We start from the raw sequence: 21,530 nt of genomic DNA on the forward strand, positions 1-21,530 counted from the left end.
TTCAGGCGGTCCCCCAAGGGTACGCCTCTGCTTTAGCGGGTCGTGCCGGGCAGTTCGCCCCTTATCGAAGGGAAGATCCGCCATGGAGGGACCACTAGACGGCAACAGCGTCGACTGTCGACCCATTCCGAGTGCCCAGGGCAACGGCATCGAGTACGTCGGCGAGGTGGCGCTCGACGATCGGCAGGGCCTCGGCGACGGTGACGTCGCGGCCCAGTTCCGTGCTGAGCGAGCCCACGCCGGCGTCGCGGATCCCGCAGGGAATGATCTGGTCGAACCAGGTCATGTCGGGGTCGCAGTTGAGGGCGAAGCCGTGCATGGTCACGCCGCGCGCCACCCGGACGCCGATCGCGGTGAGCTTGCGGTCGTCGCCGCGCTGCCCGGCGTTGGACGCGGCGTACTCGGGGCCGGCCAGCCGGGGGTCGAGGCCGAGCTTGGCGCCCATCCGCAGGGTCAGCGCGCCGATGTTCATCACCCGGTCCTGGTCCACCACCGCGTCCGGGATGTCCGTGCCAAGCACCCAGACTCCGCTGCGGCCCTCGACCCGGCTGGTGCTCACGCCGAGGTCGGCGCAGGCTCGGATCAGGGCCTCCTCCAGGCGGCGCACGTAGGCGACGACGTCCATGGGCTCCGGGAGCTTGACGATCGGGTAGCCGATGAGCTGGCCGGGGCCGTGCCAGGTGATCTCGCCGCCGCGGGTGACCGCGACGACGGGGGTGCCGTCCAGGGGGTAGTCCTCGGGGCGGGTCCGGCGTCCCGCGGTGTATACGGGCGGGTGCTCCAGGAGGAGGACGGTGTCCGGGATCTCGTCGGCGACCCGCAGCGCGTGCAGCCGCTGCTGCTCGGCGAGGGCCTCCTCGTACGGGACCGCCCGCTCGCCTATGCCCAGGTGTACGAAGCGAAGGTCGCTGCTCACCCTTGCCACCCCTCTCGGTCTGCTGCCGCCAACTGTACGACCCCAGGGCTCGGTGACCGACGACAGTCCAGCGGGCACTCGGCGTCAGCCACGGCACGGTCTACCGCCACTTCCCCAGCAAGGCCGCCCTGCGGGGGGCGGTGACCCAGCGCTGGCTGGATCGTGCCCACAACGCGCTCCCGGCGGTGGCCACCGGATCACAGTCGCCGGAACTGCGCCTACGTCTGTGGCTGCGGACGCTGTTCGAGGCCAAGAGGAACAAGGCGCTGGACGACCCCGAGCTGTTCGCCACCTACTCGGTGCTCGTCGATGAGAGCAGTGCTCTCATCGACGAGCACCTGAAGGTCCTGGAAGCCCAGCTGGCCGTGATCATCGCGGAGGGCCAGGACGAGGGACTGTTCCGGCCGGAAGGCGACCCGAGGACGCTGGCCCACTCCGTCTTCCAGGCCACCGCCCACTACCACGACCCGGTCTACGCCCCCACCTGGTCCACTCCCGCCGCCGACCAGGACTTCGACGCCCTCGTCGACCTGCTGCTGCTCGGGCTGAGCGCCCGCTGAGGATCTGCTGCGGTGTTGTGAGAGCCTGCTGAGCGAGCCGGCTAGTCACCCGCCAGCAGGTGCAGGTGCAGCGCGAGTTGCAGCTCCAGGGCGCGTTCCGGGCCGTTCCAGTCCGGCCCGAGCAGCGCCTCCACCCGGTCCAGGCGCTGCACCACCGTGTTCACGTGAACGTGCAGCTCGTCCTTGGCCCGGGTCAGGCTGCCGCCGCAGGCGAAGTAGGCGTGCAGGGTGCGGACGAGCTCGGTGCCGCGGCGGGCGTCGTAGTCCAGTAGCGGCCCGAGCGCGCCTGCAACGAATCCGTTCACGTCATGACCGTCGCCCAGCAGCACGCCAAGGAACCCCAGGTCCGCCGAAGCCGCCCCGTCGCCGTCCCGGCCGAGCACTTTCAGCGCGCGCAGGCAGCGCATCGCCTCCTCGTACGCCGCCGCCAGGGCGACCGGGCCGACGGCGGGGCCGCCCGCGCCGACCGTCACGCTCAGCCCGGTGAGCTGCGCCAGCTGTGCCGCCACGGTGCGGGCTACCGCCCCCGGCGAGGACGACGGATCGTCAGGCAGCAGCAGCACCAGCGCGTTTCCGTGCTCGGCGCCCACCGGCTGTGTCGCGAGACCGCCGCGGCCGAAGAGCACCTGCGTCGCGGCGCCGGCCAGCTTGCTTCTGGAATCAACCGGGACCTGGGCGGCGAGCAGCAGGTGCGGTCGCCGCAGGTCCACGCCGAGCCTACGGCCGCGTTCGACCAGTCCGACCGGGTCGCGCCCGGGGGCGTTCAGCAGATCGGTGAGCAGCTCTCCGCGCACCCGGTTCTCGGTCTCGGCGACCGAGCGGCGCAGCAGCAGGAGCAGGGCCGTCACCACACTGGCCCGCTCGAACAGCCGCCGTTCGGCGTCGTCCAGCAGAGCACGGTCCGTCAGCACCAGGCTGCCGAGCAGCTCCTGGCCGGCCAGGACGGCGCAGATCCAGTGGCCCTCGTGCTCGACGGCCCGGCCGTGGGCGCGGGACTCCGCGACGGCGGCCGGCGCCGGTCCGGCGGCGGGTTCTCCGCTCTTGGCGGGCGGGGTGAGCGGCAGGCCCTGCGGGTCGTAGACGGCGATGCCGCCGTCCAGGAGCTGGGAGACGGCCTCGGCGACCGCGGGGACCTCGCCGCCGCGCAGGACCAGGTCGGTGAGCCGGTCGTGGGCCTCCTCGGCGCGCTGCATCGCGGCGGAGTGCTCGCGGATCACGGCGTTGGCCTCGGCGAGGTCGGCCAGCGCGGTGCGGGTGTCCTCCAGGGCGCGGGCGGTGTCGATGGCGATGGCGGCGTGCGCGGCGAGCGAGCAGAGCAGCGCGACCTCGTCGGGGGAGAACGGGCGCGGCGAGCGGTCGGCGGCGAAGAGCACGCCGATGACCTTGCCGCCCTCGCCACTCCTCCCGCCGCCGGAGCTGGAGCCCAGCAGCAGCGGTACGCCGAGGATGCCGACGAGTCCCTCGTCCACGACGCCGTCGTCGATGGTGCGGGTGTGGTGGAAGCGGGCATCGGTGCGGTAGTCCGGGGTCGCGTAGGGGCGGGCGGCCTGCGCGACCAGCCCGCCGAGGCCCTCGCCGAGTTCCAGCCGCAGTCTCTGGAACAAGGAGGAGACGGAGCCGTCGGTGACCCGCATGTAGGTGTCGCCCGCGGCCTCGTCGGGGAGGGTGAGATAGGCGGTGTCCGTGCCGAGCAGCATCCGGGCCCGGCGCACGATGGCCTGCAGCACGGCGTCCAGGTCCCGCGAGGCGGCCAGGTCGCCTGCGGTGTCGAAGAGCGCGCTGAGCTGGTTCTCGCGGCGGCGGTGCTGGCTGAGGGTGCGGTGCACCCGTAGGGCGAGCCGGCCCGACTCCTCGTCCGCGCCCGGCACCGTCGCGAGCTCGTCGGCGGACGCGCCGTCGGCGAGCAGGCGCAGCAGGCGCCGCGCGGCGGTGTCGGGCGCTTCGTCGTCACTGGGCTGTGGCATGGTGCGGGTCATCGTTCCAGGTCAGATGCTGCTTTGTCACTGGGTGCAGGGGTGCGGTGCCGCGGGGGTGCGGGGGCGCGGTGCCGCGGGGGTGCGGGGGCGCGGTGCCGCGGAGGCGCCGGGGTGTGGAGGTGCGCGGCTCGGCGTGGCCCGTGCTGCGCACCTCCACGATCGGGTGGGACGGATGAGGCCTCCGGGTCAGACCGAGGCGGCGGCCTCGCTCCGGCTCGCGGGGCTGGACGCCGACTCGGCCTCGGCGAGGTCCCTGCCCCGGGTCTCCTTGGCGAAGAGCAGGGCGACCACGGTGATCACCGACGCCAGCGTCATGTACAGCGCGATCGGCGTCGAGTTGCCGTAGTTCGCGAGCAGCGCCACCGCGATCAGCGGCGCGGGCGCGCCGGCCGCGACGGACGCGAACTGGGCGCCGATGGAGGCACCGGAGAAGCGCATCCTGGTGGCGAACAGCTCCGAGAAGAACGCCGCCTGCGGGGCGTACATGGCGCTGTGGAAGACCAGGCCGACGGTGACCGCGAGTACCAGGAGCGGGAACGACCTGGTGTCGAGCAGCCCGAAGAAGACCCAGGCCCAGGCGCCGACGCCGACTGCTCCGACGAGGTAGACGGGCTTGCGGCCGACCCGGTCGGAGAGCGCCCCGAACAGCGGGATCAGGCAGAACTGCACGGCGGAGCCGATGAGTACGGCGTTCAGGGCGGTCTGCTTGTGCAGCTTGAGGTGGTCCACGCAGTAGGTGAGGACGAACGCGGTGATCACGTAGTACGAGATGTTCTCGGCGATCCGCGCGCCCATCGCGACCAGGATGTCGCGCCAGTGGTGGCGCAGGACCGACACCAGCGGCGAGGGCTCGGCTGCTGCTCCCTCCGCGGCCTTGCGGGCCTCGGCCTTGGCGAGCGCGTCCTTGAACAGCGGCGACTCGTCGACGCTGAGCCGCACCCAGAGGCCGATGCCGACCAGTACGGCAGAGAACAGGAACGGCACGCGCCAGCCCCAGGCGACGAAGCTCGCGTCGGACTGGACGCTGGTCATCAGCGAGAGCACGCCGACGGCGATCAGGTTCCCGGCGGGGGCACCGCCCTGCGGCCACGAGGCCCAGAAGCCGCGCCGCCTGGCGTCGCCGTGCTCGGAGACCAGCAGCACGGCTCCGCCCCACTCGCCGCCCAGCGCGAAGCCCTGGATCACCCGCAGCGTGGTGAGCAGGATCGGTGCGGCGATGCCGATGGTGGTGTAGCCGGGGACGCAGCCGATCAGGGCGCTGGAGACACCCATCATCAGCAGGCTGACGACCAGGAGTTGCTTGCGGCCGACGCGGTCCCCGAAGTGCCCGAAGACCAGCGCGCCCAGGGGACGGGCGGCGAAGCCGATGGCGTAGGTGAGGAACGCCAGCAGGGTTCCGGTCAGCGGGTCGGACTTGGGGAAGAACACCTTCCCGAAGACCAGGGCGGCGGCCGAACCGTACAGGAAGTAGTCGTACCACTCGATGGTGGTGCCGACGAGGCTGGCGGCGACGACCTTGGTCAGGCCTTGGGGGCGGGCGTTCGGTCTTGCCGGGTCGGGTGCGTTCGCGACGTTGGGAGCGCTGGCCATGGCTGCCTACTTCTTCTACTGGGGGATGGGGGAGGGGTGGTTGCCGGGTCGGCGGGTCGGCAGGTGATGCCGCGTCAGTGGGCGGTCCAGCCGCCGTCCAGAGGCAGGGACGCGCCGGTGATGTAGCCGGAGGAGGCGGAGCACAGCCAGAGGGCCGCATCGGCGACCTCGTGCGGCTCGATCAGCCGCTTGATCGCGGTGCGGTCGAGCATGATCTGCTCGACCACCTCGGTCTCGGAGATGCCGTGCGCCAGCGCCTGGTCGGCGATCTGGTCCTCGACCAGGGGGGTGCGGACGTACCCGGGGTTGACGCAGTTGCTGGTCACGCCGTAGGGCGCGCCCTCCAGCGCGACCACCTTGCTCAGCCCTTCCAGGCCGTGCTTGGCGGTGACGTATGCCGACTTGAAGGCGCTGGCCCGCAGCCCGTGCACGGAGGAGATGTTGACGATCCGTCCCCACCCCTGCTCGTACATGTGCGGCAGGCTGCGCCGGATGATCCGGAACGGGGCCTCGACCATGACCTTCTGGATCAGGACGAAGCGGTCCGGCGGGAACTCGTGGATCGGGGCGACGTGCTGCAGTCCGGCGTTGTTGACCACGATGTCGGCGTCGTCGGGCAGGGTGTCCACGGCCCCGGGGTCGGCGAGGTCGACGACGAACGCGGTGCCGCCGGTCTCCTCGGCGACGGCCTTGGCGGCCTCCGCCGCCCGGTCCACCACGTAGACGTGCGCGCCTGCGGCGGCGAAGGCGACCGCGCAGGCCCGGCCGATGCCGCCGGCGGCACCGGTGACCAGGGCGGTGCGCCCGGCGAGGCCGGTGGCTGAGGGGACGGTGCGGTCGGTTTCCATGGGCTCTCTCACGATCGGACGGGTCTCGGCTACGGTGGTGACGAATGATCAGATGACGAATGATCAGGTGGCGGACCGGTGTCGGCGGGGTTGCGCGGCGGGGTGGTGCGACGGGGTGGTGCGACGGAGTCACGGAGCCACACGCTAGGGAAACCTGGACGCCTGCCGTATGTGGGCCGCAGCCATAGTCGGAGGCGGATGGGTGTCCCCTGCTGCCATGTCGTCCGGTGGGCTTCGCGGGGGGTCCCGCTCCGACCTGCTTCGCCCCGCACCCGGACGATTGACTACGCACCGTGGGCCTTTTGTCACTCATTCGGACGAACACGTCGGAAGAACCGGCCATTCGGGTCAAATGCTCGCTACATTCACGCCGTTCCCGTAGGGAGCTCGCGACGTACTCCGGGGGGCGCAACCTCCGGGGCGGCGCGGGCACCCGGAAGGTGTGTGGCATATGCCCCAGCGGCCAGTAACCGACCGACCGGCCACCGAGGCCCGCTCCGACCGTTCAGGCGCGCCTGAACGGCCGTCGCTGGCCGAGCGCGCCCGGCTGGCCGAGCACCGGATCGGTCCGTCGCGGAGCCCGGAGCCCCCGACCGGAGCCGGTCCGCCCCGGTCGGCCGCCGACCGGTCCCAGGCGGCCCGGTCCCAGGCCGCGCGGTCCCACAACGGACGGCTTGCCGGACTGATCGAGGAGGCCGGGTTCTCCCATGCCGGGCTGGCCCGCCGGGTCGACCAGCTCGGTCTCGAACACGGCCTCGACCTGCGCTACGACAAGACCTCCGTGACCCGCTGGCTGCGTGGACAGCAGCCGAGGGGCGCGACGCCGGCGCTGATCGCTGAGGTCTTCACCCGGCGCCTCGGCCGCCGGCTTTCGGCGCAGGACCTCGGGCTGGACGCCTGCGCGCCCGTGTACGCGGGACTGGAGTTCGCCGAGACCCCCGCCGAGGCCGTCGACATCGTCAGCAGCATGTGGCGCAAGGACACCGGCGCGCACTCCGAGCTGCGCCGGATCGCGTTCACCCCGGCCGGTCTCGTCGTCCCCAGCCGGGACTGGCTGATCGGGCGCAGCGACGACCGCGTGGCCCGGGAGACGCCCCAGGACCTCGGCATCGCTCCACCGTCGACCCGTCCCGCGCTGCGTCCGGGCCTGTCGGGCGGCTCCGGCATCCCCCCGCAGACCCGCCGCCCGCCGCTGCCCGGCGGCAGCGTCGGCTCCGGGCTGTCGGGCGGTCTCCCAAGTGGCCTGACGGGTGGTCTGCCAGGCGCGCTGCCAGGCGCCCTGCCGGGCGGCCTGCCCGGAGGCATCGCGACGGGCTCCGTCCTCGAGCCCGCCGTCCCGCCGCCGTCCCCGCGTGGCCTGCAGCGCGTCGGCCGGGGCGACATCGCCGCCGTCCGCGCCGTCGGTGACCTGTTCCGCTCGCTCGACAACGCCTACGGCGGCGGCCACGCCCGGCAGGCCCTGATCCGCTACCTGGAGAGCGAGGCCGAGCCGATGCTGCGCGGCCGCTACAGCGAGGTGATCGGCCGCTCGCTCTTCGGTGCGGTCGCCGATCTGACCCGCCTCGCCGGGTGGACCTCCTACGACATCGGCGCGCACGGTCTCGCCCAGCGCTACTTCGTCCAGTCGCTCCGGCTGGCCCAGGCCGCCAACGACCGCCTCTACGGCGCGTATGTGCTGGTCACGATGAGCCGCCAGGCCGTCTATCTGGGCCACGGCCGGGAGGCGGTGCAGCTCGCCCGGGTCGCGCAGCAGGGCATCGGAACCGCCGCGCCCACGCCCGTCCAGGCCCTGATGCACGCCGCCGAGGCGCGCGGGCACGGACTGATCGGCGACGCCCGCTCCTGCACCACCTCCCTGGTCCGCGCGGAGCGGGCGCTGCAGGCGGCGCGCCCCGGCGACGAGCTGCCCAGCTGGGTCCGGTTCTTCGACGAGGCGCAGCTCGCCGACGAGTTCGGGCACTGCTACCGCGACCTGCAGCAGTGGCGCCCGTGCGCCCAGCACGCGGAACGCTCGCTACGGCTGCGGGCGACCGGCTACGCCCGCAGCCGGGTCTTCTGCCGAACGGTCCTGGCCACGGCGCGGCTCGGCATGGGCGAGGTCGACGAGGCCTGCGCCGTCGCAACCGAGGCACTGCGCGGGGCCTCGGAGATGCGCTCGCTGCGCGCGGTGGAGTACGTGCGCGAGTTCACCCGCAGACTCGGCCCCTACCGGGGCACCGCCGCCGTGCGCGCCTTCGAGGAGGCGGCGCACGGCGCGGGCATCATCTGAGCCGGTCGCCTCGGCGTTCGAGGCGGCGTCCGGCAACGACCCGGTGCCGTCCGCGGGTCCGCGGGTCCGCGCCTACGCGGCCAGGTCGGCTTCGGGGGCCCTCGGCAGGCCCAGGTCGCGGAGCACCGACCAGGCCGCCCGGCGGCCGGACACCAGCGCGCCCTGGGTGCTGCTGGTGTCCCGGTGGTCGCCGCACACGTAGAGGCCGCCGAGCAGCCGGACCGGGCGCCGGAAGTGGTGCGGCGGCGTCATCGCGGGCAGCGCGTCCGCGATGTGCCGCACCGTCAGGAACTGCCAACCGCCCGGGTCGACGTCGTACAGCTGGCCCAGCCTGCGCCGGACCACGGGTTCCAGCGCGGCGGGCCCGCCCGCGTCGAAGGAGCGCCGCCCCAGCACCGTCGAGGAGATCAGCGCCCCGCCGCCGGGCGCGTACGAGCGGTCGACCTCGCTGAGCACCAGGGTGTGCGCGACCGGGCCGTCGCTCCGCCCGTCCGTGTGGTCCGCGTCCAGCAGCAGCTGGGGTTCGGCCAGCGGGGAGTCGGCCGCGACGTGGTAGTAGGTGGTGACCGGGTGGTGGGCGGGCTGGTGCAGGCCGGGCAGCAGCTCACCGGCGGAGCGCGCGTCCGTCGCCACGACCACGGCACGGGACGGCAGCCGGCCGTGCCGCTCGGTGTCGACTCCGTCCGCCGAGATGGCGCGGACCCGCACGCCCAGCCGCACCGTCCCCGGCGGCAGCCTCTCAGCGAGCTGCGCCGGAACGGCGCCGACGCCCCCCGCGGGCAGGCTCAGCCGTCCCCGGGCGTAGCCGCGCAGCACCAGGTCGGCCACGCGACTGCTGCTGGCCAGGGACGGATCGCTGAGCAGGGCGGCGAGCAGCGGCCGGAGGAAGCCGTTGACGGTCCTGGCGGGAATGCCGCGCAGGGAGAGGGCCTCGGCGGCGGTCCGTTCGGGACGGGCGAGCAGCCGGTCGGTCGGTGTGGCGGCGAGCCGGGCCAGGGCGGCACCGAGCCTGGCCTTGTCCCAGGGGCCGCCGATCGGGGCGCGGACCGTGTTGAGCGCGGTGCGGGCGGACGTGACGGCCCCCAGCCGGTAGCGGCGGCCGTGTTGGTGCACCAGCACGTCGGGGGTGAGCCGGCGCAGTTGGAGCCGCTCCAGGTCCAGGCTGCGGCCGAGTTCCGGGAAGGACGGGTTGAGTAGTTGCGAGCCGTGGTCGAGCCGGAATCCGTCCAGCTCGTACCCGGCCATCCGTCCGCCGATGCGGTCGGTCGCCTCCAGCACGGTGACGGACAGCCCGGCGTCGCTGAGGTGGCGTGCCGCCGAGAGGCCGGCGAGACCGGCTCCCACGATGACGACGTCGACCGCGCGGGCGGCGCGTACAACGGACTGGGTGCGGTGCAGGGGCGTAGCAGGCACGATGCGGCTCCCTCCGGGGTCCGGTGCGTCCCTCTGACGGGCCCGACCGGTCTCCAGGTGATGCCCCGTCAAGGTGCCCGTCAGACAGGGAGTTTCAGCCGCCTTTGGCAGAAGGCAACTGTGTGTGTACGAAATGTGGCGGGTGGGGCGCGGGTGGGCGCAGAGGGTTACCGATACGCCCGCGTGCGCCCCCGCGTGCGCCTGTACGCCTGACGCGCCCGGTCCGAGGGTGCGTGCTGGCGAGGCGTGCGTGCTGGCGGGGCGTGCGGGCCGTAGGGGCGCAGCGTCAGAGCGCGGCTTCGATCGCCTGGTCGACGGTTGGGTGGGCGAAGCGGAAGCCCGCGTCCAGTAGCCGCGCGGGAACCACCCGGTGGCTGCCGACGACCTCGACCGCCATCTCGCCCAGCGCCGCCTTCAAGGCGAGCTCCGGGACGGCGAGCAGGGTCGGCCGACGCATCACCCGCCCCATCGCCGCCGTCACCTCGGCGTTGGTCACCGGCACCGGCGCGGTCAGGTTCACCGGCCCGCTCAGGGTCTCGGTGTCGACCAGGAAGCGCAGCGCCGCGACCTCGTCCCGCAGCGAGATGAAGCTCCAGTACTGCCGCCCGTTGCCGAGTCGCCCGCCGAGACCGAGCTTGAACAGCGGGAACAGCTTTCCCCACGCGCCGCCGCCGCTGCCCACCACCAGGCCGGTACGGGCGTGCGCCACGCGGACGCCCGCAGCTGCCGCCGTGGCCGTGGCTTCCTCCCACTCCACGCACACCCGGGCCAGGAAGTCGCCCCCGGCGGGAGCGGTCTCGTCGATCAGCCGGTCTCCGGTCTGGCCGTAGATGCCCACCGCCGAACCGCTGACCAGTACGCGGGGCGGCTGGTCGAGCTCGGCCAGGGCGTCCGCGATCGTCGTGGTGCCCAGCACCCGGCTGTCGTGGATCTCCCGCTTGTACCGGGCAGTCCAGCGCCGGTCGCCGACGCCCGCACCGGCCAGGTGCACCACGGCGTCCAGGGGGGTGCCGTCCGCCCCCGCGGCGAGCCCCTTGCGGTCGATCTGCCGCAGCCGGGGATTCCAGCGGATCTCCGTACTGCCGTCGGCCCGCGGGGCGGGATCGCGTCGCACCAGGCGCACAACCTGGTGCCCGTCGTCGAGAAGAGAGTGGACGAGTGCTGAGCCGATGAGGCCGGTCGATCCGGTGACAGCGATGCGCATGACCCCATCCTCTCAGGCGCCAGTTCCCCCGAATCGCAGGCCGGCCCCATGTCTGACGCCCCGACCGCCCCCGTCACCCCGGCTGTTCGGACCGCCCGAGTCCGCGGGCGGGAAAACGGTCGAGCCGGCGCGTCAGCGAGGCTCTCGCCATGCTGTTGGGCGCACCGCCGGCCGACGATGACAGGTATTCAGCCGCCGAAGCGCTCCCAGAGGCGGGGGAAACGTTCCTCCATGGCCCGGGCGTTGTCGAAGTCGATGACGTCTCCGGCCGGTTCGGCCGACTTCGGGGTCAGCCCGAGCTCCGGCAGGGGCAGGCCGGTCAACTGCTCGTAGGCCCGGTCGGCGGCGTCGCCCAACTCCTCCGCGTCGCCGTCGATCTCCTCGTCGAACTCCGGGGCCAGCTCCGCGAGCTCGTCCGGGTCGCCGAGCGCGCCCTCGAAGACCTCCCGGCCCTGGCCGATGAGCCAGCAGCAGAAGAAGTCGAAGGCGTCGTCGCTCGCGCCGCCGAGCATCAGGTCGGCCGCGCCCCACAGGTCCCAACGCCAGGCACGCGCCAGCCGCGCCTCGAACAGCCGGGCGAAATCGATCACCTCGTCGGGGGTGCGCTCGCCGAGCCGTTCGACCAGCAGGTCGGCATGCTCCACCGGGTCGCCCTGGGCGCCCTCCCGGGTGTCGTCGATCAGCTGCCAGAAGTCCGTCTCGTCCATCACTGCTCCAGCATCCCTGTTCATAGGCGTGAGCGCATGGGAAATGCGCCGTGCGGGCAGTCCGTGCCGCGCGGACGCCGCTGCCCCCGGCCCGCCGAAGCGGACCGGGGGCAGCAGGGCGTGCGGCGAACTACAGTCCGAGGTCGCCCTCGAACGCGCCTTCCTCGAGACGGGCCTTGACGGTGCCCAGGAAGCGGGCCGCGTCGGCGCCGTCGACGATCCGGTGGTCGTACGACAGGGCCAGGTAGACCATGTCGCGGATCGCGATGGTCTCGCCCAGCTCCGGCGTGGTGACGACCACGGGGCGCTTGACGGTTGCGCCGATGCCCAGGATCGCCACCGTCGGCGGCGTGAAGATCGGCGTGTCGAACAGTGCGCCGCGCGAGCCGGTGTTGGTGATGGTGAAGGTGCCACCGGACAGCTCGTCCGGCTTGACCTTGTTGTCCCGGGTGCGGGCGGCCAGGTCGGCGGTCTTCTTCGCGATGCCGGCGATGTTGAGGTCGCCCGCGTCGTGGATGACCGGGACCATCAGGCCCCTCTCGGTGTCCACCGCGATGCCGACGTGCTCGGCGGCGTGGTAGGTGATGGTGCCCTCGGCCTCGTTGAGGCTGGAGTTGACCACCGGGTGGGCCTTGAGGGCCTCCGTCGCCGCCTTCACGAAGAAGGGCATCGGCGAGAGCTTGACGCCCTCGCGGGCCTGGAAGCCGGCCTTGGCCCGGTTGCGCAGCCGCATGATCGTTGTGACGTCCACCTCGACGACCGTGGTCAGCTGGGCGGAGGTCTGCAGTGCCTTCAGCATGTTGTCGGCGATGACCTTGCGCATGCGGGTCATCTTGACGGTCTGCCCGCGCAGCGGGGACGCCTCGGCGATGGTCGTGGGCGCCTTCGCGGCACCGGAGGCGGTCGAACCGGCAGTCGGAACTGCGGCGGCACGAGCGGCCTCGGCGGCGGCGATGACGTCCTGCTTGCGGATCCGACCGCCGACGCCGGTGCCCTGGAGCGAGTCCAGGCTCACGCCCTGCTCGGCCGCGAGCTTGCGGACCAGCGGGGTGACGTAGGCGTCGCCCCCGTCGGTGACCGGGGCCAACGGGGCGGCGACCGGGTCCGCGACGTGCGGCGCGGCGACCGGAGCAGGGGCCGCGACCGGCGCCGGAGCGGCGACCGGGGCAGCGGCGACCGGGGCCGGAGCGGGAGCGGCGACCGGCGCGGGGGCCGCGACCGGAGGAGCCGGGGCAGCCGCGACCGGGGCCGGGGCGGCGACCGGAGCGGGAGCAGCCGGGGCGGCGGGCGCGGGGGCAGCCGCGCCGGGGGCGCCGATGACGGCCAGCTCCGCGCCGACCTCCACCGTCTCGTCCTCAGCGACGGTGATCTTCAGCAGGACGCCGCCCACGGGGGCGGGGATCTCGGTGTCGACCTTGTCGGTGGAGACCTCGAGCAGCGGCTCGTCGGCCTCGACGGTGTCGCCCTCGGCCTTGAGCCAGCGGGTGACGGTGCCCTCGGTGACGCTCTCGCCCAGGGCGGGGAGCAGTACCGGGGTACCGGCGACGGCATCGGCTGCGGGGGCGGCCGGCGCTGCGGCCACGGGCGCCGGCGCGGCGGGCGCCTCGACCACGGGGGCCGGGGCGGGCGCAGCGGCAGCCGCCGGAGCGGCGACCGGCGCCGGAGCCCCGCTGCCGTCGTCGATGACGGCCAGCTCGGCGCCGACCTCGACCGTCTCGTCCTCCCCGACCTTGATCGAGGCCAGGATGCCGGACGCGGGCGCCGGGATCTCGGTGTCGACCTTGTCGGTGGAGACCTCGAGCAGCGGCTCGTCGACCTCGACGCGCTCACCCTCGGCCTTGAGCCAGCGAGTGACGGTGCCCTCGGTCACGCTCTCGCCGAGTGCGGGCAGTGTTACTGAGACCGCCATGGTTTCAGGTGCTCCTATGGTGCGTGCGGATGGATGGCCCTGGGGGTCCGGGGGCAGCCCCCGGGAAAGCGCGGTACGAGGGGAGGTCAGTCGTGATTGTGCAGAGGCTTCCCGGCCAGCGCCAGGTGCGCCTCGCCGAGGGCCTCGGACTGGGTCGGGTGCGCGTGGATCAGCTGGGCGACCTCGGAGGGCAGTGCCTCCCAGTTGTAGATCAGCTGCGCCTCGCCCACCTGCTCGCCCATGCGCTCGCCGACCATGTGGACGCCGACCACCGCGCCATCCTTGACCTGGACGAGCTTGACCTCGCCGGCCGTCTTGAGGATCTTGCTCTTGCCGTTGCCGGCCAGGTTGAACTTCGCGGTGACGACCTTGTCGGCACCGTACAGCTCGTTGGCCTTGGCCTCGGTGATGCCGACGGAGGCGACCTCCGGGTTGCAGTAGGTCACTCGCGGCACGCCGTCGTAGTCGATCGGGACGACCTTGAGGCCGGCCAGGCGCTCCGCGACGAGGATGCCCTCGGCGAAGCCGACGTGCGCCAGCTGCAGGGTCGGGACCAGGTCGCCCACGGCGGAGATGGTGGGGACGTTGGTCTGCATGTACTCGTCGACGAGGACGTAGCCGCGGTCGATCGCCACGCCCGCCTCCTCGTAGCCGAGGTTCTGCGAGACCGGTCCGCGGCCGACCGCCACGAGCAGCAGCTCGGCTTCGATCTGCTTGCCGTTCTCCAGCGAGGCGCGGACGCCGGTCTCGGTGTACTCGACCCCGGCGAAGCGGGCGCCCAGCTCGAACTTGATGCCGCGTTTGCGGAAGGCCCGCTCCAGCAGCTTGGAGGAGTTCTCGTCCTCCAGCGGGGCCAGGTGCGGCAGCGCCTCGATGATGGTGACCTCGGCCCCGAAGGACTTCCACACGGACGCGAACTCGACGCCGATGACGCCGCCGCCGAGCACGATCACGGACTGCGGAACGCGGTCCAGGGTGAGTGCGTGGTCCGAGGAGATGATCCGGTTGCCGTCGATGACCAGGCCAGGCAGGGACTTCGGCACAGAGCCGGTCGCCAGCAGGATGTGGCGGCCGGTGTAGCGCTCGCCGTTCACGTCCACCGAGGTGGGGGACGACAGGCGGCCCTCGCCGGTCACGTAGGTGATCTTGCGGCTGGCGACCAGGCCCTGCAGGCCCTTGTACAGGCCGCTGACGACGCCGTCCTTGTAGGCGTGGACGCCCTTGATGTCGATGCCCTCGAAGCTGGCCTTCACCCCGAAGCCCGCGCTTTCGCGGGTCTGGTCGGCGACCTCGCCCGCGTGCAGCAGGGCCTTGGTGGGGATGCAGCCGTTGTGGAGGCAGGTCCCGCCGAGCTTGCCCTTCTCGATGAGCGCGACCTGGAGGCCCAGCTGGGCCGCCCGCAGCGCTGCGGCGTATCCGCCGCTTCCGCCTCCGAGAATCACTACGTCGAAAACGGTGCTGGCGTCGTTCGCCACGTCACGTCCTCCATGCAAAAGGGTGCGGATCGTCCCGGTCGGTCTCCGGCCGGGGAGTGGTACTCCCTTGTGGGGAGACCAGTCGTGCCGGAAATACATCTTCGCACTTGTTCTGGGCGGCTGATGTCGGGGGCCGCCTTGTGGACACACCGGACGCGTACGGTGATCCCTTCGGGACTCGCAGAACAGTGCGGTTGCGCTCATGGCGAACGCCGAGGTGCCATCCACTCAACGGCGGACGGCACCCCGGCGTCACGATGTTCGCGTGCCCAGAGGCGTGCCTCGTTCGTGCCTCGTTCGTGCCTCGTTCGTCCCTCGTTCGTCCCTCACCCGTGCGTTGTTCGTGCCTTACAGCGTGCCGGCCGCGGCCTGCTCGGCGAGCTGCACCAGGGTGCGCACGGCGGATCCGGTGCCGCCCTTGGGGGTGTAGCCGAACGGCGAGCCCTCGTGGAAGGCCGGGCCTGCGATGTCCAGGTGCGCCCAGGCGGTGCCCTCGGCGACGAACTCCTGCAGGAACAGGCCGGCCACCAGGCCGCCACCCATCCGCTCGCCCATGTTGGCGATGTCGGCGGTCGGCGACTCCATGCCCTTGCGCAGGTCGGCGGGAAGGGGCATCGGCCAGGCCTGCTCGCCGGCGGCGGTCGCGGCGGCGAGCACCTTGTCCCGGAACTCGTCCTCGTTGGCCATGATGCCGAAGGTGCGGGTGCCCAGCGCCATCACCATCGCGCCGGTGAGGGTGGCCACGTCGACGATCGCGTCCGGCTTCTCCTCGCCGGCGCGGACGATCGCGTCGGCCAGGACCAGACGGCCCTCGGCGTCGGTGTTGAGGACCTCGACGGTCTTGCCGCCGTACATCTTCAGCACGTCGCCCGGGCGGGTCGCGGAACCCGAGGGCATGTTCTCCGCCAGCGCCAGCCAGCCGGTGACGTTGACCTGCAGGCCGAGCCGCGAGGCGGCGACCACGGCGGCGAACACGGCGGCGGCGCCGGACATGTCGCACTTCATGGTCTCGTTGTGGCCGGCCGGCTTGAGCGAGATGCCGCCCGAGTCGTAGGTGATGCCCTTGCCGACGAAGGCGAGCGTCTGCTTGGCCTTGGGGTGGGTGTAGGCCACCTTGACCAGGCGCGGCGGGCGGGCGGAGCCGACGCCGACGCCGAGGATGCCGCCGTAGCCGCCCTTGGCGAGGGCCTTCTCGTCCAGGACCTCGACCTTGAGTCCGTGCTCCTTGCCGGCCACGGTCACGATGTCGGCGAAGGACTTGGGGAACAGGTCGTTCGGCGGGGTGTTGATCAGGTCGCGGGTGCGGTTCATCTCCTCGGCGAGGACGACGGCGCGCTCGACACCGGCCTTGGCGGCCTTGTCGCGCTTGCCGCCGACGAGGGAGACCTCGGCCAGCGGGGCCTTCGCGGTGGCCATGGCGGCCTCGCCGCGGAAGGCGGTGAAGGCGTAGGCGCCGAGAAGCGCTCCCAGGGCGACGGCCTCGACCGATGCGGCGTCCGCGGTGGGCAGCGCGAAGGCGGCCTTCTTCGAACCGTGGAGGGTACGGGCGGCGACGCCGGAGGCGCGTCGCAGCGTCTCGGCACCGTACGCGCCGTCCTCGGCGGCGTCGCCCAGGCCCACGGCCAGGACCAGTCCGGCCTTGACGCCGACGGGGGCGGGAAGCTTCACGGCCTCGCCCTCGGCGCCGGTGGCGCCCAGGGTGCTGAGAACGTCGGCCAGCTTGCCGTCGAACGCCTCGTCGACCGTCTCGGCGCCCGGGGCGAGGACGAGGCCCTTCGGGCCCTTTGCCACGGCCACGACGACGGCGTCCGCGCGCAGCGCGTTGGCCGCGGAGGTGCTCAGAGACACTGCAGTCACGTAATGCGTCCTGTTCTGTATGCGGTCCTCGGCCGGGTGCTGAGGAAAGCGAGGGTTATGGGCGCTCAAAGGCCCCGTCCTGCATGGTAGTCCGCATGGTGGGATCCTGCGCCACTCCTGCGGGGGTTAGTCACCCCAGCTTGTGGTGGCACGTTTCGGGCCGTCGCCCGGCTCAGGCCGCGGCGAAGAGAGCCCACACGATGAGCGCGGCGGTCGTACCGGTCTCCACCATGGCTCCCAGTACGTCCCCGGTGATGCCGCCGAAGCGGCGGACGCAGTGCGCCAGCAGCAGCGTCGCACTCGCCAACCCGCAGGCCAGGGCGAGCAGCGCCCCCACCGCGAGGCGCAGCCCGGCTCCCCCGAAGCCGCCTACCGCCCAGGCCGTCGCGCCCAGCCCGGACAGCGTGACCAGGACCGTCGGCAGGGCGAGGGAGGGGCTTACCGTCCCGGCGACGGTCGCGCCCAGCCCCTCGGGCCGGGCGGACGGCGTGCCGTGCAGGCAGCCCCGCAGCAGGGCGAGTCTTCCGGTGGTCGCGGCCAGCACCACGCCGAACGCGCCGAGCCAGCCGCCGGCGTCGAAGGCGCGCGCGAGCGCGGCCACCTGGGTGAGCAGGGCCAGCACCAGGACCAGCACGCCGAAGGGGCCGATGTCCGAGGCCTTCATGATCTTCAGTGCCGTGGCCGGGGGCTTGTTGCTGCCCAGGCCGTCGGCGACGTCCGCGAGGCCGTCCAGGTGCAGGCCCCGGGTCAGCGCCGCGAGCGCGCCGACGCAGGCCACGGCTGCCAGCAGCGAACCGCCGCGGAGCCGGTCCAGGCCGCCGCCGAGCGCCGCCGCGAGCACCCCGAGGACGATGCCGACCAGCGGCGAGCACAGCATCGCCCGCCCGGCTGTCGGCCGGTCCCAGCGGGTCACCCGCACCGGCAGCACGGACAGGGTGCCGAAGGCGAAGCGCAGTCCCGCCACGGCGGCGGCGCCGGGTTTGCGTCGGACCACCCGTCAGTCCCTGCCGGCCGGCTCTGCCGGCTCTGCCGGTTCGGCCGGTTCGGTCGCTTCGGCGGGTGACAGCGACTCTGACGGTGCCTGCGTTTCGGCGGGTGCCTCCGGCTCGGCGGGTGCCTCCGGCTCGGCGGGTGGCACCGGCTCGGCGGGTGCCACCGGCTCGATCGGGTCGGCCGGCGCCAGCGGCAGTTCCGCGAGCAGCGTGGAGGCGGCCTGGATCAGCGGTAGCGCCAGCAGCGCGCCGGTGCCCTGCCCCAGCCCCACCCGCTGGTCGAGCAGCGGCTCGATGCTCATCCGCTCGTACGCCTTGGCCTGCGCCGGCTCGCCCGTCACCTGGCCGGCCCGCCACCACTCGGGCGCGCGGAACGCGATCCGCTGCGCCACCAGCGCACACGCCGCCGACACCACGCCGTCCAGCAGTACAGGGGTGCGGCGCAGTGCGGACTGCAGCAGGAAGCCGGTCATCGCGGCGAAGTCCGCACCGCCCGTCGCCGCCAACAGGTCGAGCTGGTCCCCGAGCACGGGGCGGGCGCGCCGCAGCGAGTCGCGGATCGCCGCGCACTTCACCATCCACACGCGGTCGTCGATGCCCGATCCGCGCCCGGTGACGGCGGCGGCGTCAGTCCCGCACAGCGCTCCCACCAGCACGGCGGCCACCGTGGTGGAGCCGACGCCGAGATCGCCGAGGACGACCAGGTCGGTGCCCGCGTCGGCCTCCTCGTCGGCGAGGGCGATCCCGGCCCGAAAGGCTGCTTCGGCCTCCTCGCGGGTCAGCGCGTTCTCGACGTCGATGCGGCCGGAGCCCCTGCGGATCCGGTGGCGGGACACCTCACCCGGGAACTCGTCCAGGTCCGCGTCCACCCCCAGGTCGACCACCCGGACCTGCGCGCCGTACTGGTCCGCGAGCAGGCTCACGGCGGCGGTACCGTCCAGCACGGCGTGCACGCGGCGGGCGGTGGTGCCCGGTGGCAGCGCGGACACGCCGAGCGCGGCGATGCCGTGGTCCGCGGCGAACACCAGCACCTTGGCTCGGCGGATCGGCCGCGGCGGGCACTGGCCCTGGACGGCGGCGAGCCAACTGCCCAGCTCCTGGAGCCTGCCCAGAGCGCCGCGCGGCTGGTCGAGCGCGTTCCAGCGCTCCTCGGCGGCCTGCCGGTACTCGTCGTCGGGGCGCGCCACCAGCGCGGAGAACTCGTCGAGGTCGAAGGTACTCACCGGCGGAACGTTACCGCCTCGGCTCAGGCCGCTCCCGCCCCTGTCCTCGGAGCTCTCGGGAGTTCTGCATCCGGTAGCAGAGCTCCGGGCGCCCGACGCTGCCGTAGCGGGGTTCGCGCAGCGCCTCTCCTCGTTCCACCAGATGTTCCAGGTAGCGGCGGGCGGTGACCCGGGAGACTCCCGACTCGGCAGCGACGAGGCTCGCGGAGACTCCTGAATCGGCAGCGCTCAGCACGTCCCGGACGGTAGCCAGGGTCTCCTCGCTCATCCCCTTCGGGAGTCCCGGCGAGCTAGGGGCGCGGAGGTTCGCCAGGGCGCGGTCCACTTCCTCCTGTCCCCGGGCGTCGCCGGACCCGGTCACCGACTCCTGGAACCGGGCGTAGCGCTCCAGCTTGTCGCGCAGGGCGGCGAAGGCGAATGGCTTCAGCAGGTACTGCACCACGCCCACCGAGACGGCCGACCGGACCATCGCCAGGTCGCGTACGGCCGTCACCGCGATCACGTCGGCCTGATGGCCCGCGGCGCGCATCCGGCGGACGATCTGCAGTCCGTGTGCGTCGGGCAGGGTGAGGTCGAGCAGCACCAGGTCCACCGGGTGCCGGTCCAGGAACCGCACCGCCTCGGCGGCCGAACGCGCGGAGCCGGCCACGGTGAACCCGGGGACCCGCTCGACGTACTGGCGGTGGGCGTCGGCGGCGATCGGGTCGTCCTCGACGATCAGCACGGCGATCACCGGGCAGCCACCGTCCGGCCGACAGCGGCAGCCTGCGGCGCAGCGGCACCGGTGGCGGACCCGACGGTGGCGGACCCGGCGTTGGCGGCGACGGCGTTGGCGGCGACCGGCAGCCGCACGGTGAACACCGCGCCGTCCTCGCGTCCCACCTCCACCGTCCCGCCGTGCCTGCGTACCACCTGTCCGACCAGGGCCAGCCCCAGCCCGCGTCCCGACGTCCCGTCAGTCGACGTCCCCTGCGACGACTTCGTGGACCACCCGCGCCGGAACACGTCGGCCACCACCGCGGGGTCGACCCCCGGGCCGGTATCCGACACCCGGAGCAGCAGGCAGCCGTTCTCCTGGCAGGCCAGCACGGTGACGGCGGGCGGCCCGACGTGCTCCGCCGCACCCTCGATCGCCGCGTCGATGGCATTGTCGACCAGGTTGCCGAGGACGGTCACCAGCTCACGCGCCGTCAGCTGCTCGGGCAGCGCACTGTCGTCGACCCTGCTGCCGGGAGCCATCCGCAGCTCCACTCCGCGTTCGGCGGCCTGCGCGGCCTTGCCCAGCAGGAGCGCCGCCAGCACGGGCTCGGTGACCGTGCCCATCACCTGGTCGGTCAGTTGCTGGGCCGCCTCCAACTCGGCCGTGGCGAAGTCGATCGCGGCCTCGCCGCGGCCCAGTTCGATCAGCGAGACCACGGCGTGCAGCCGGTTGGCGGCCTCGTGCGCCTGGGAGCGCAGGGCCTCCGCGAAGCCGCGTACCGAGTCCAACTCGCCGCTCAGCTCCTGCAGCTCGGTGTGGTCCCGGAGGGTGACCACGGTGCCGAGGCTGCGCGGACCGTGGGTCACTGGGGAGCGGCTGACCACCACCACACGCTCGGGCGCCAGGTGCAGTTGGTCCACGCACGGCCCGTCGTCGAGCAGCGCGGCGGTCAGGCGCAGCGGCAGCCCCAGCTCTGCGAGAGCCCTCCCCTCGGCATCCCCGGGCAGCCCGAGCAACGTCCTGGCGCCGTCGTTGCAGAGCAGGATCCTGCCCTGGGCGTCCAGCAGCAGCAGTCCCTCCCGCACGGCGTGCAGCGTGGCCTCGTGGAAGTCGTACATCCGGTTGAGCTCGGCCGCGCCCATCCCCCGGGTGTGCCGCCGCAGCCGGGCGTTGATCAGGTACGTCGCGGTGCCGCTGACGGCGAGCGCCGCCGCGGCCACGAGCAGCAGGGCCCACAGCGAGTGCTGCGCCAGGGCGTCTATGGTGCCGACCTCGATGCCGACGCTGACCAGCCCGGTCACGGTGTGTCCGTCGCTCCCGAAGACGGGCGCGACCGCGCGCACCGAGGGACCGAGCGTGCCCGTGTAGGTCTCCGTGAAGGTGTGCCCGGCCAGGGCCGTGGCCGTGTGGCCGAGGAAACGGCCCCCTATCTGGCTGGGGTCGGGGTGGGTGAAGCGGACCCCCTGCGGGCTCATGATCGTCACAAAGGCGACCCCGGTGTCCCGGGTCACCCGCTGCGCGAACGGTTCGAGGACGGTGCTCGGGTCCGGGGCGCCGACCTGCTGGCGCACCAGCGGAGTGTCGGCGATGGTCTCCGCCTGGGCGGTGACCTGTCGGCGGGCCTGCGCCTCCGCGTTCCCGACCGAGCCGAACCAGCTCAGCAGCGCCCCCGCCAGCACCAGCGCGACCACCAGGGCGACCTGCATCAGGAAGAGCCGCCCGGCGAGGCTGCGCGGCAGCGGAACGCCGGCCCGGAGGCTCGGGCGGCGGCGCCTGCGTTGCGCGGGGACTGGAACCATGCGGACCAGTGTCACCGGCCGGGTGGCTCCAGGGGAGCGCGCGGGAAGAGTAACGCCGATTCGGTATCGGATCGTGGCGAACTCAATGAACA

At 73.0% G+C, this 21,530-nt stretch carries 16 protein-coding genes and 1 pseudogene; 3 read left to right on the plus strand and 14 right to left on the minus strand.

What is annotated here, in order from left to right:
* Positions 1-94: 94 nt before the first annotated feature.
* On the minus strand, positions 95-916 hold the full coding sequence (gene lipB / locus ABIA33_RS08160) for a lipoyl(octanoyl) transferase LipB (RefSeq protein ID WP_370078723.1): 822 nt from the start codon (positions 914-916) through the stop codon (positions 95-97).
* Between the two features lie 77 nt (positions 917-993).
* Here lipB and ABIA33_RS08165 point away from each other — a divergent pair.
* Positions 994-1,050: pseudogene (locus ABIA33_RS08165) on the plus strand (TetR family transcriptional regulator); the annotation flags it as partial.
* Positions 1,051-1,101: 51 nt separating this feature from the next.
* The gene (locus tag ABIA33_RS08170) at positions 1,102-1,476 is read left to right on the plus strand and encodes a hypothetical protein (RefSeq protein ID WP_370078725.1); all 375 of its coding nucleotides are present in this window, start codon (positions 1,102-1,104) and stop codon (positions 1,474-1,476) included.
* A 41-nt stretch (positions 1,477-1,517) separates the two neighbouring features.
* On the opposite strand, the gene ABIA33_RS08175 is transcribed toward ABIA33_RS08170, so the two are convergent.
* The 3 genes from ABIA33_RS08175 to ABIA33_RS08185 form a co-directional block, all read right to left on the minus strand.
* Complete coding sequence (locus ABIA33_RS08175) at positions 1,518-3,440, minus strand: helix-turn-helix domain-containing protein (RefSeq protein WP_370078727.1); 1,923 nt, start codon at positions 3,438-3,440, stop codon at positions 1,518-1,520.
* 198 nt (positions 3,441-3,638) lie between these two features.
* On the minus strand, positions 3,639-5,042 hold the full coding sequence (locus ABIA33_RS08180; protein WP_370078729.1) for an MFS transporter: 1,404 nt from the start codon (positions 5,040-5,042) through the stop codon (positions 3,639-3,641).
* A 74-nt stretch (positions 5,043-5,116) separates the two neighbouring features.
* Positions 5,117-5,890, minus strand: coding sequence for a 3-hydroxybutyrate dehydrogenase (locus tag ABIA33_RS08185; RefSeq protein WP_370078731.1), 774 nt, complete (start codon positions 5,888-5,890; stop codon positions 5,117-5,119).
* Positions 5,891-6,341: 451 nt separating this feature from the next.
* On the opposite strand from ABIA33_RS08185, the gene ABIA33_RS08190 reads away from it, so the two are divergent.
* The gene (locus tag ABIA33_RS08190) at positions 6,342-8,159 is read left to right on the plus strand and encodes a regulator (RefSeq protein ID WP_370078733.1); all 1,818 of its coding nucleotides are present in this window, start codon (positions 6,342-6,344) and stop codon (positions 8,157-8,159) included.
* Between the two features lie 72 nt (positions 8,160-8,231).
* Here the strand turns inward: ABIA33_RS08190 and ABIA33_RS08195 are convergent, their stop codons facing one another.
* From ABIA33_RS08195 to ABIA33_RS08240, 10 genes are all read right to left on the minus strand, one after another.
* Complete coding sequence (locus tag ABIA33_RS08195) at positions 8,232-9,572, minus strand: NAD(P)/FAD-dependent oxidoreductase (protein ID WP_370078735.1); 1,341 nt, start codon at positions 9,570-9,572, stop codon at positions 8,232-8,234.
* 286 nt (positions 9,573-9,858) lie between these two features.
* On the minus strand, positions 9,859-10,776 hold the full coding sequence (locus tag ABIA33_RS08200) for a TIGR01777 family oxidoreductase (RefSeq protein WP_370078737.1): 918 nt from the start codon (positions 10,774-10,776) through the stop codon (positions 9,859-9,861).
* Between the two features lie 188 nt (positions 10,777-10,964).
* Entirely contained in the window at positions 10,965-11,483 is a 519-nt protein-coding gene (locus tag ABIA33_RS08205; RefSeq protein WP_370078739.1) for a DUF4240 domain-containing protein, read from the minus strand.
* A 130-nt stretch (positions 11,484-11,613) separates the two neighbouring features.
* Positions 11,614-13,392 (minus strand): 2-oxoglutarate dehydrogenase, E2 component, dihydrolipoamide succinyltransferase, encoded by a 1,779-nt coding sequence (sucB, locus tag ABIA33_RS08210; protein WP_370078741.1) that lies wholly within the window; start codon positions 13,390-13,392, stop codon positions 11,614-11,616.
* 86 nt (positions 13,393-13,478) lie between these two features.
* Complete coding sequence (lpdA, locus tag ABIA33_RS08215; RefSeq protein WP_370078744.1) at positions 13,479-14,867, minus strand: dihydrolipoyl dehydrogenase; 1,389 nt, start codon at positions 14,865-14,867, stop codon at positions 13,479-13,481.
* 348 nt (positions 14,868-15,215) lie between these two features.
* Entirely contained in the window at positions 15,216-16,724 is a 1,509-nt protein-coding gene (locus tag ABIA33_RS08220) for a leucyl aminopeptidase (protein ID WP_370078746.1), read from the minus strand.
* A gap of 172 nt (positions 16,725-16,896) precedes the next feature.
* Positions 16,897-17,718, minus strand: coding sequence for an adenosylcobinamide-GDP ribazoletransferase (locus ABIA33_RS08225; RefSeq protein WP_370078748.1), 822 nt, complete (start codon positions 17,716-17,718; stop codon positions 16,897-16,899).
* Positions 17,719-17,721: 3 nt separating this feature from the next.
* A complete protein-coding gene (gene cobT / locus ABIA33_RS08230) occupies positions 17,722-18,939 on the minus strand; it encodes a nicotinate-nucleotide--dimethylbenzimidazole phosphoribosyltransferase (RefSeq protein ID WP_370078750.1) in 1,218 nt (405 codons plus the stop codon).
* 10 nt (positions 18,940-18,949) lie between these two features.
* Positions 18,950-19,672, minus strand: coding sequence for a response regulator (locus ABIA33_RS08235; protein WP_370078752.1), 723 nt, complete (start codon positions 19,670-19,672; stop codon positions 18,950-18,952).
* On the minus strand, positions 19,669-21,438 hold the full coding sequence (locus ABIA33_RS08240) for an ATP-binding protein (protein WP_370078754.1): 1,770 nt from the start codon (positions 21,436-21,438) through the stop codon (positions 19,669-19,671). Before ABIA33_RS08240 ends, ABIA33_RS08235 begins: the two co-directional genes overlap by 4 nt.
* Positions 21,439-21,530 lie beyond the last annotated feature (92 nt).

The sequence above is a fragment of the Streptacidiphilus sp. MAP12-16 genome (assembly GCF_041262165.1).
GTDB lineage: Bacteria > Actinomycetota > Actinomycetes > Streptomycetales > Streptomycetaceae > Streptacidiphilus.

Excerpts from the sequence above, each read along its gene's own strand:
- ABIA33_RS08175 (WP_370078727.1), bottom strand. The coding sequence starts at position 3,440 with ATGCCACAGCCCAGTGACGACGAAGCGCCCGACACCGCCGCGCGGCGC.
- ABIA33_RS08180 (WP_370078729.1), bottom strand. The coding sequence starts at position 5,042 with ATGGCCAGCGCTCCCAACGTCGCGAACGCACCCGACCCGGCAAGACCG.
- ABIA33_RS08185 (WP_370078731.1), bottom strand. The coding sequence starts at position 5,890 with ATGGAAACCGACCGCACCGTCCCCTCAGCCACCGGCCTCGCCGGGCGC.
- ABIA33_RS08190 (WP_370078733.1), top strand. The coding sequence starts at position 6,342 with ATGCCCCAGCGGCCAGTAACCGACCGACCGGCCACCGAGGCCCGCTCC.
- ABIA33_RS08200 (WP_370078737.1), bottom strand. The coding sequence starts at position 10,776 with ATGCGCATCGCTGTCACCGGATCGACCGGCCTCATCGGCTCAGCACTC.
- ABIA33_RS08205 (WP_370078739.1), bottom strand. The coding sequence starts at position 11,483 with ATGGACGAGACGGACTTCTGGCAGCTGATCGACGACACCCGGGAGGGC.
- sucB (WP_370078741.1), bottom strand. The coding sequence starts at position 13,392 with ATGGCGGTCTCAGTAACACTGCCCGCACTCGGCGAGAGCGTGACCGAG.
- ABIA33_RS08240 (WP_370078754.1), bottom strand. The coding sequence starts at position 21,438 with ATGGTTCCAGTCCCCGCGCAACGCAGGCGCCGCCGCCCGAGCCTCCGG.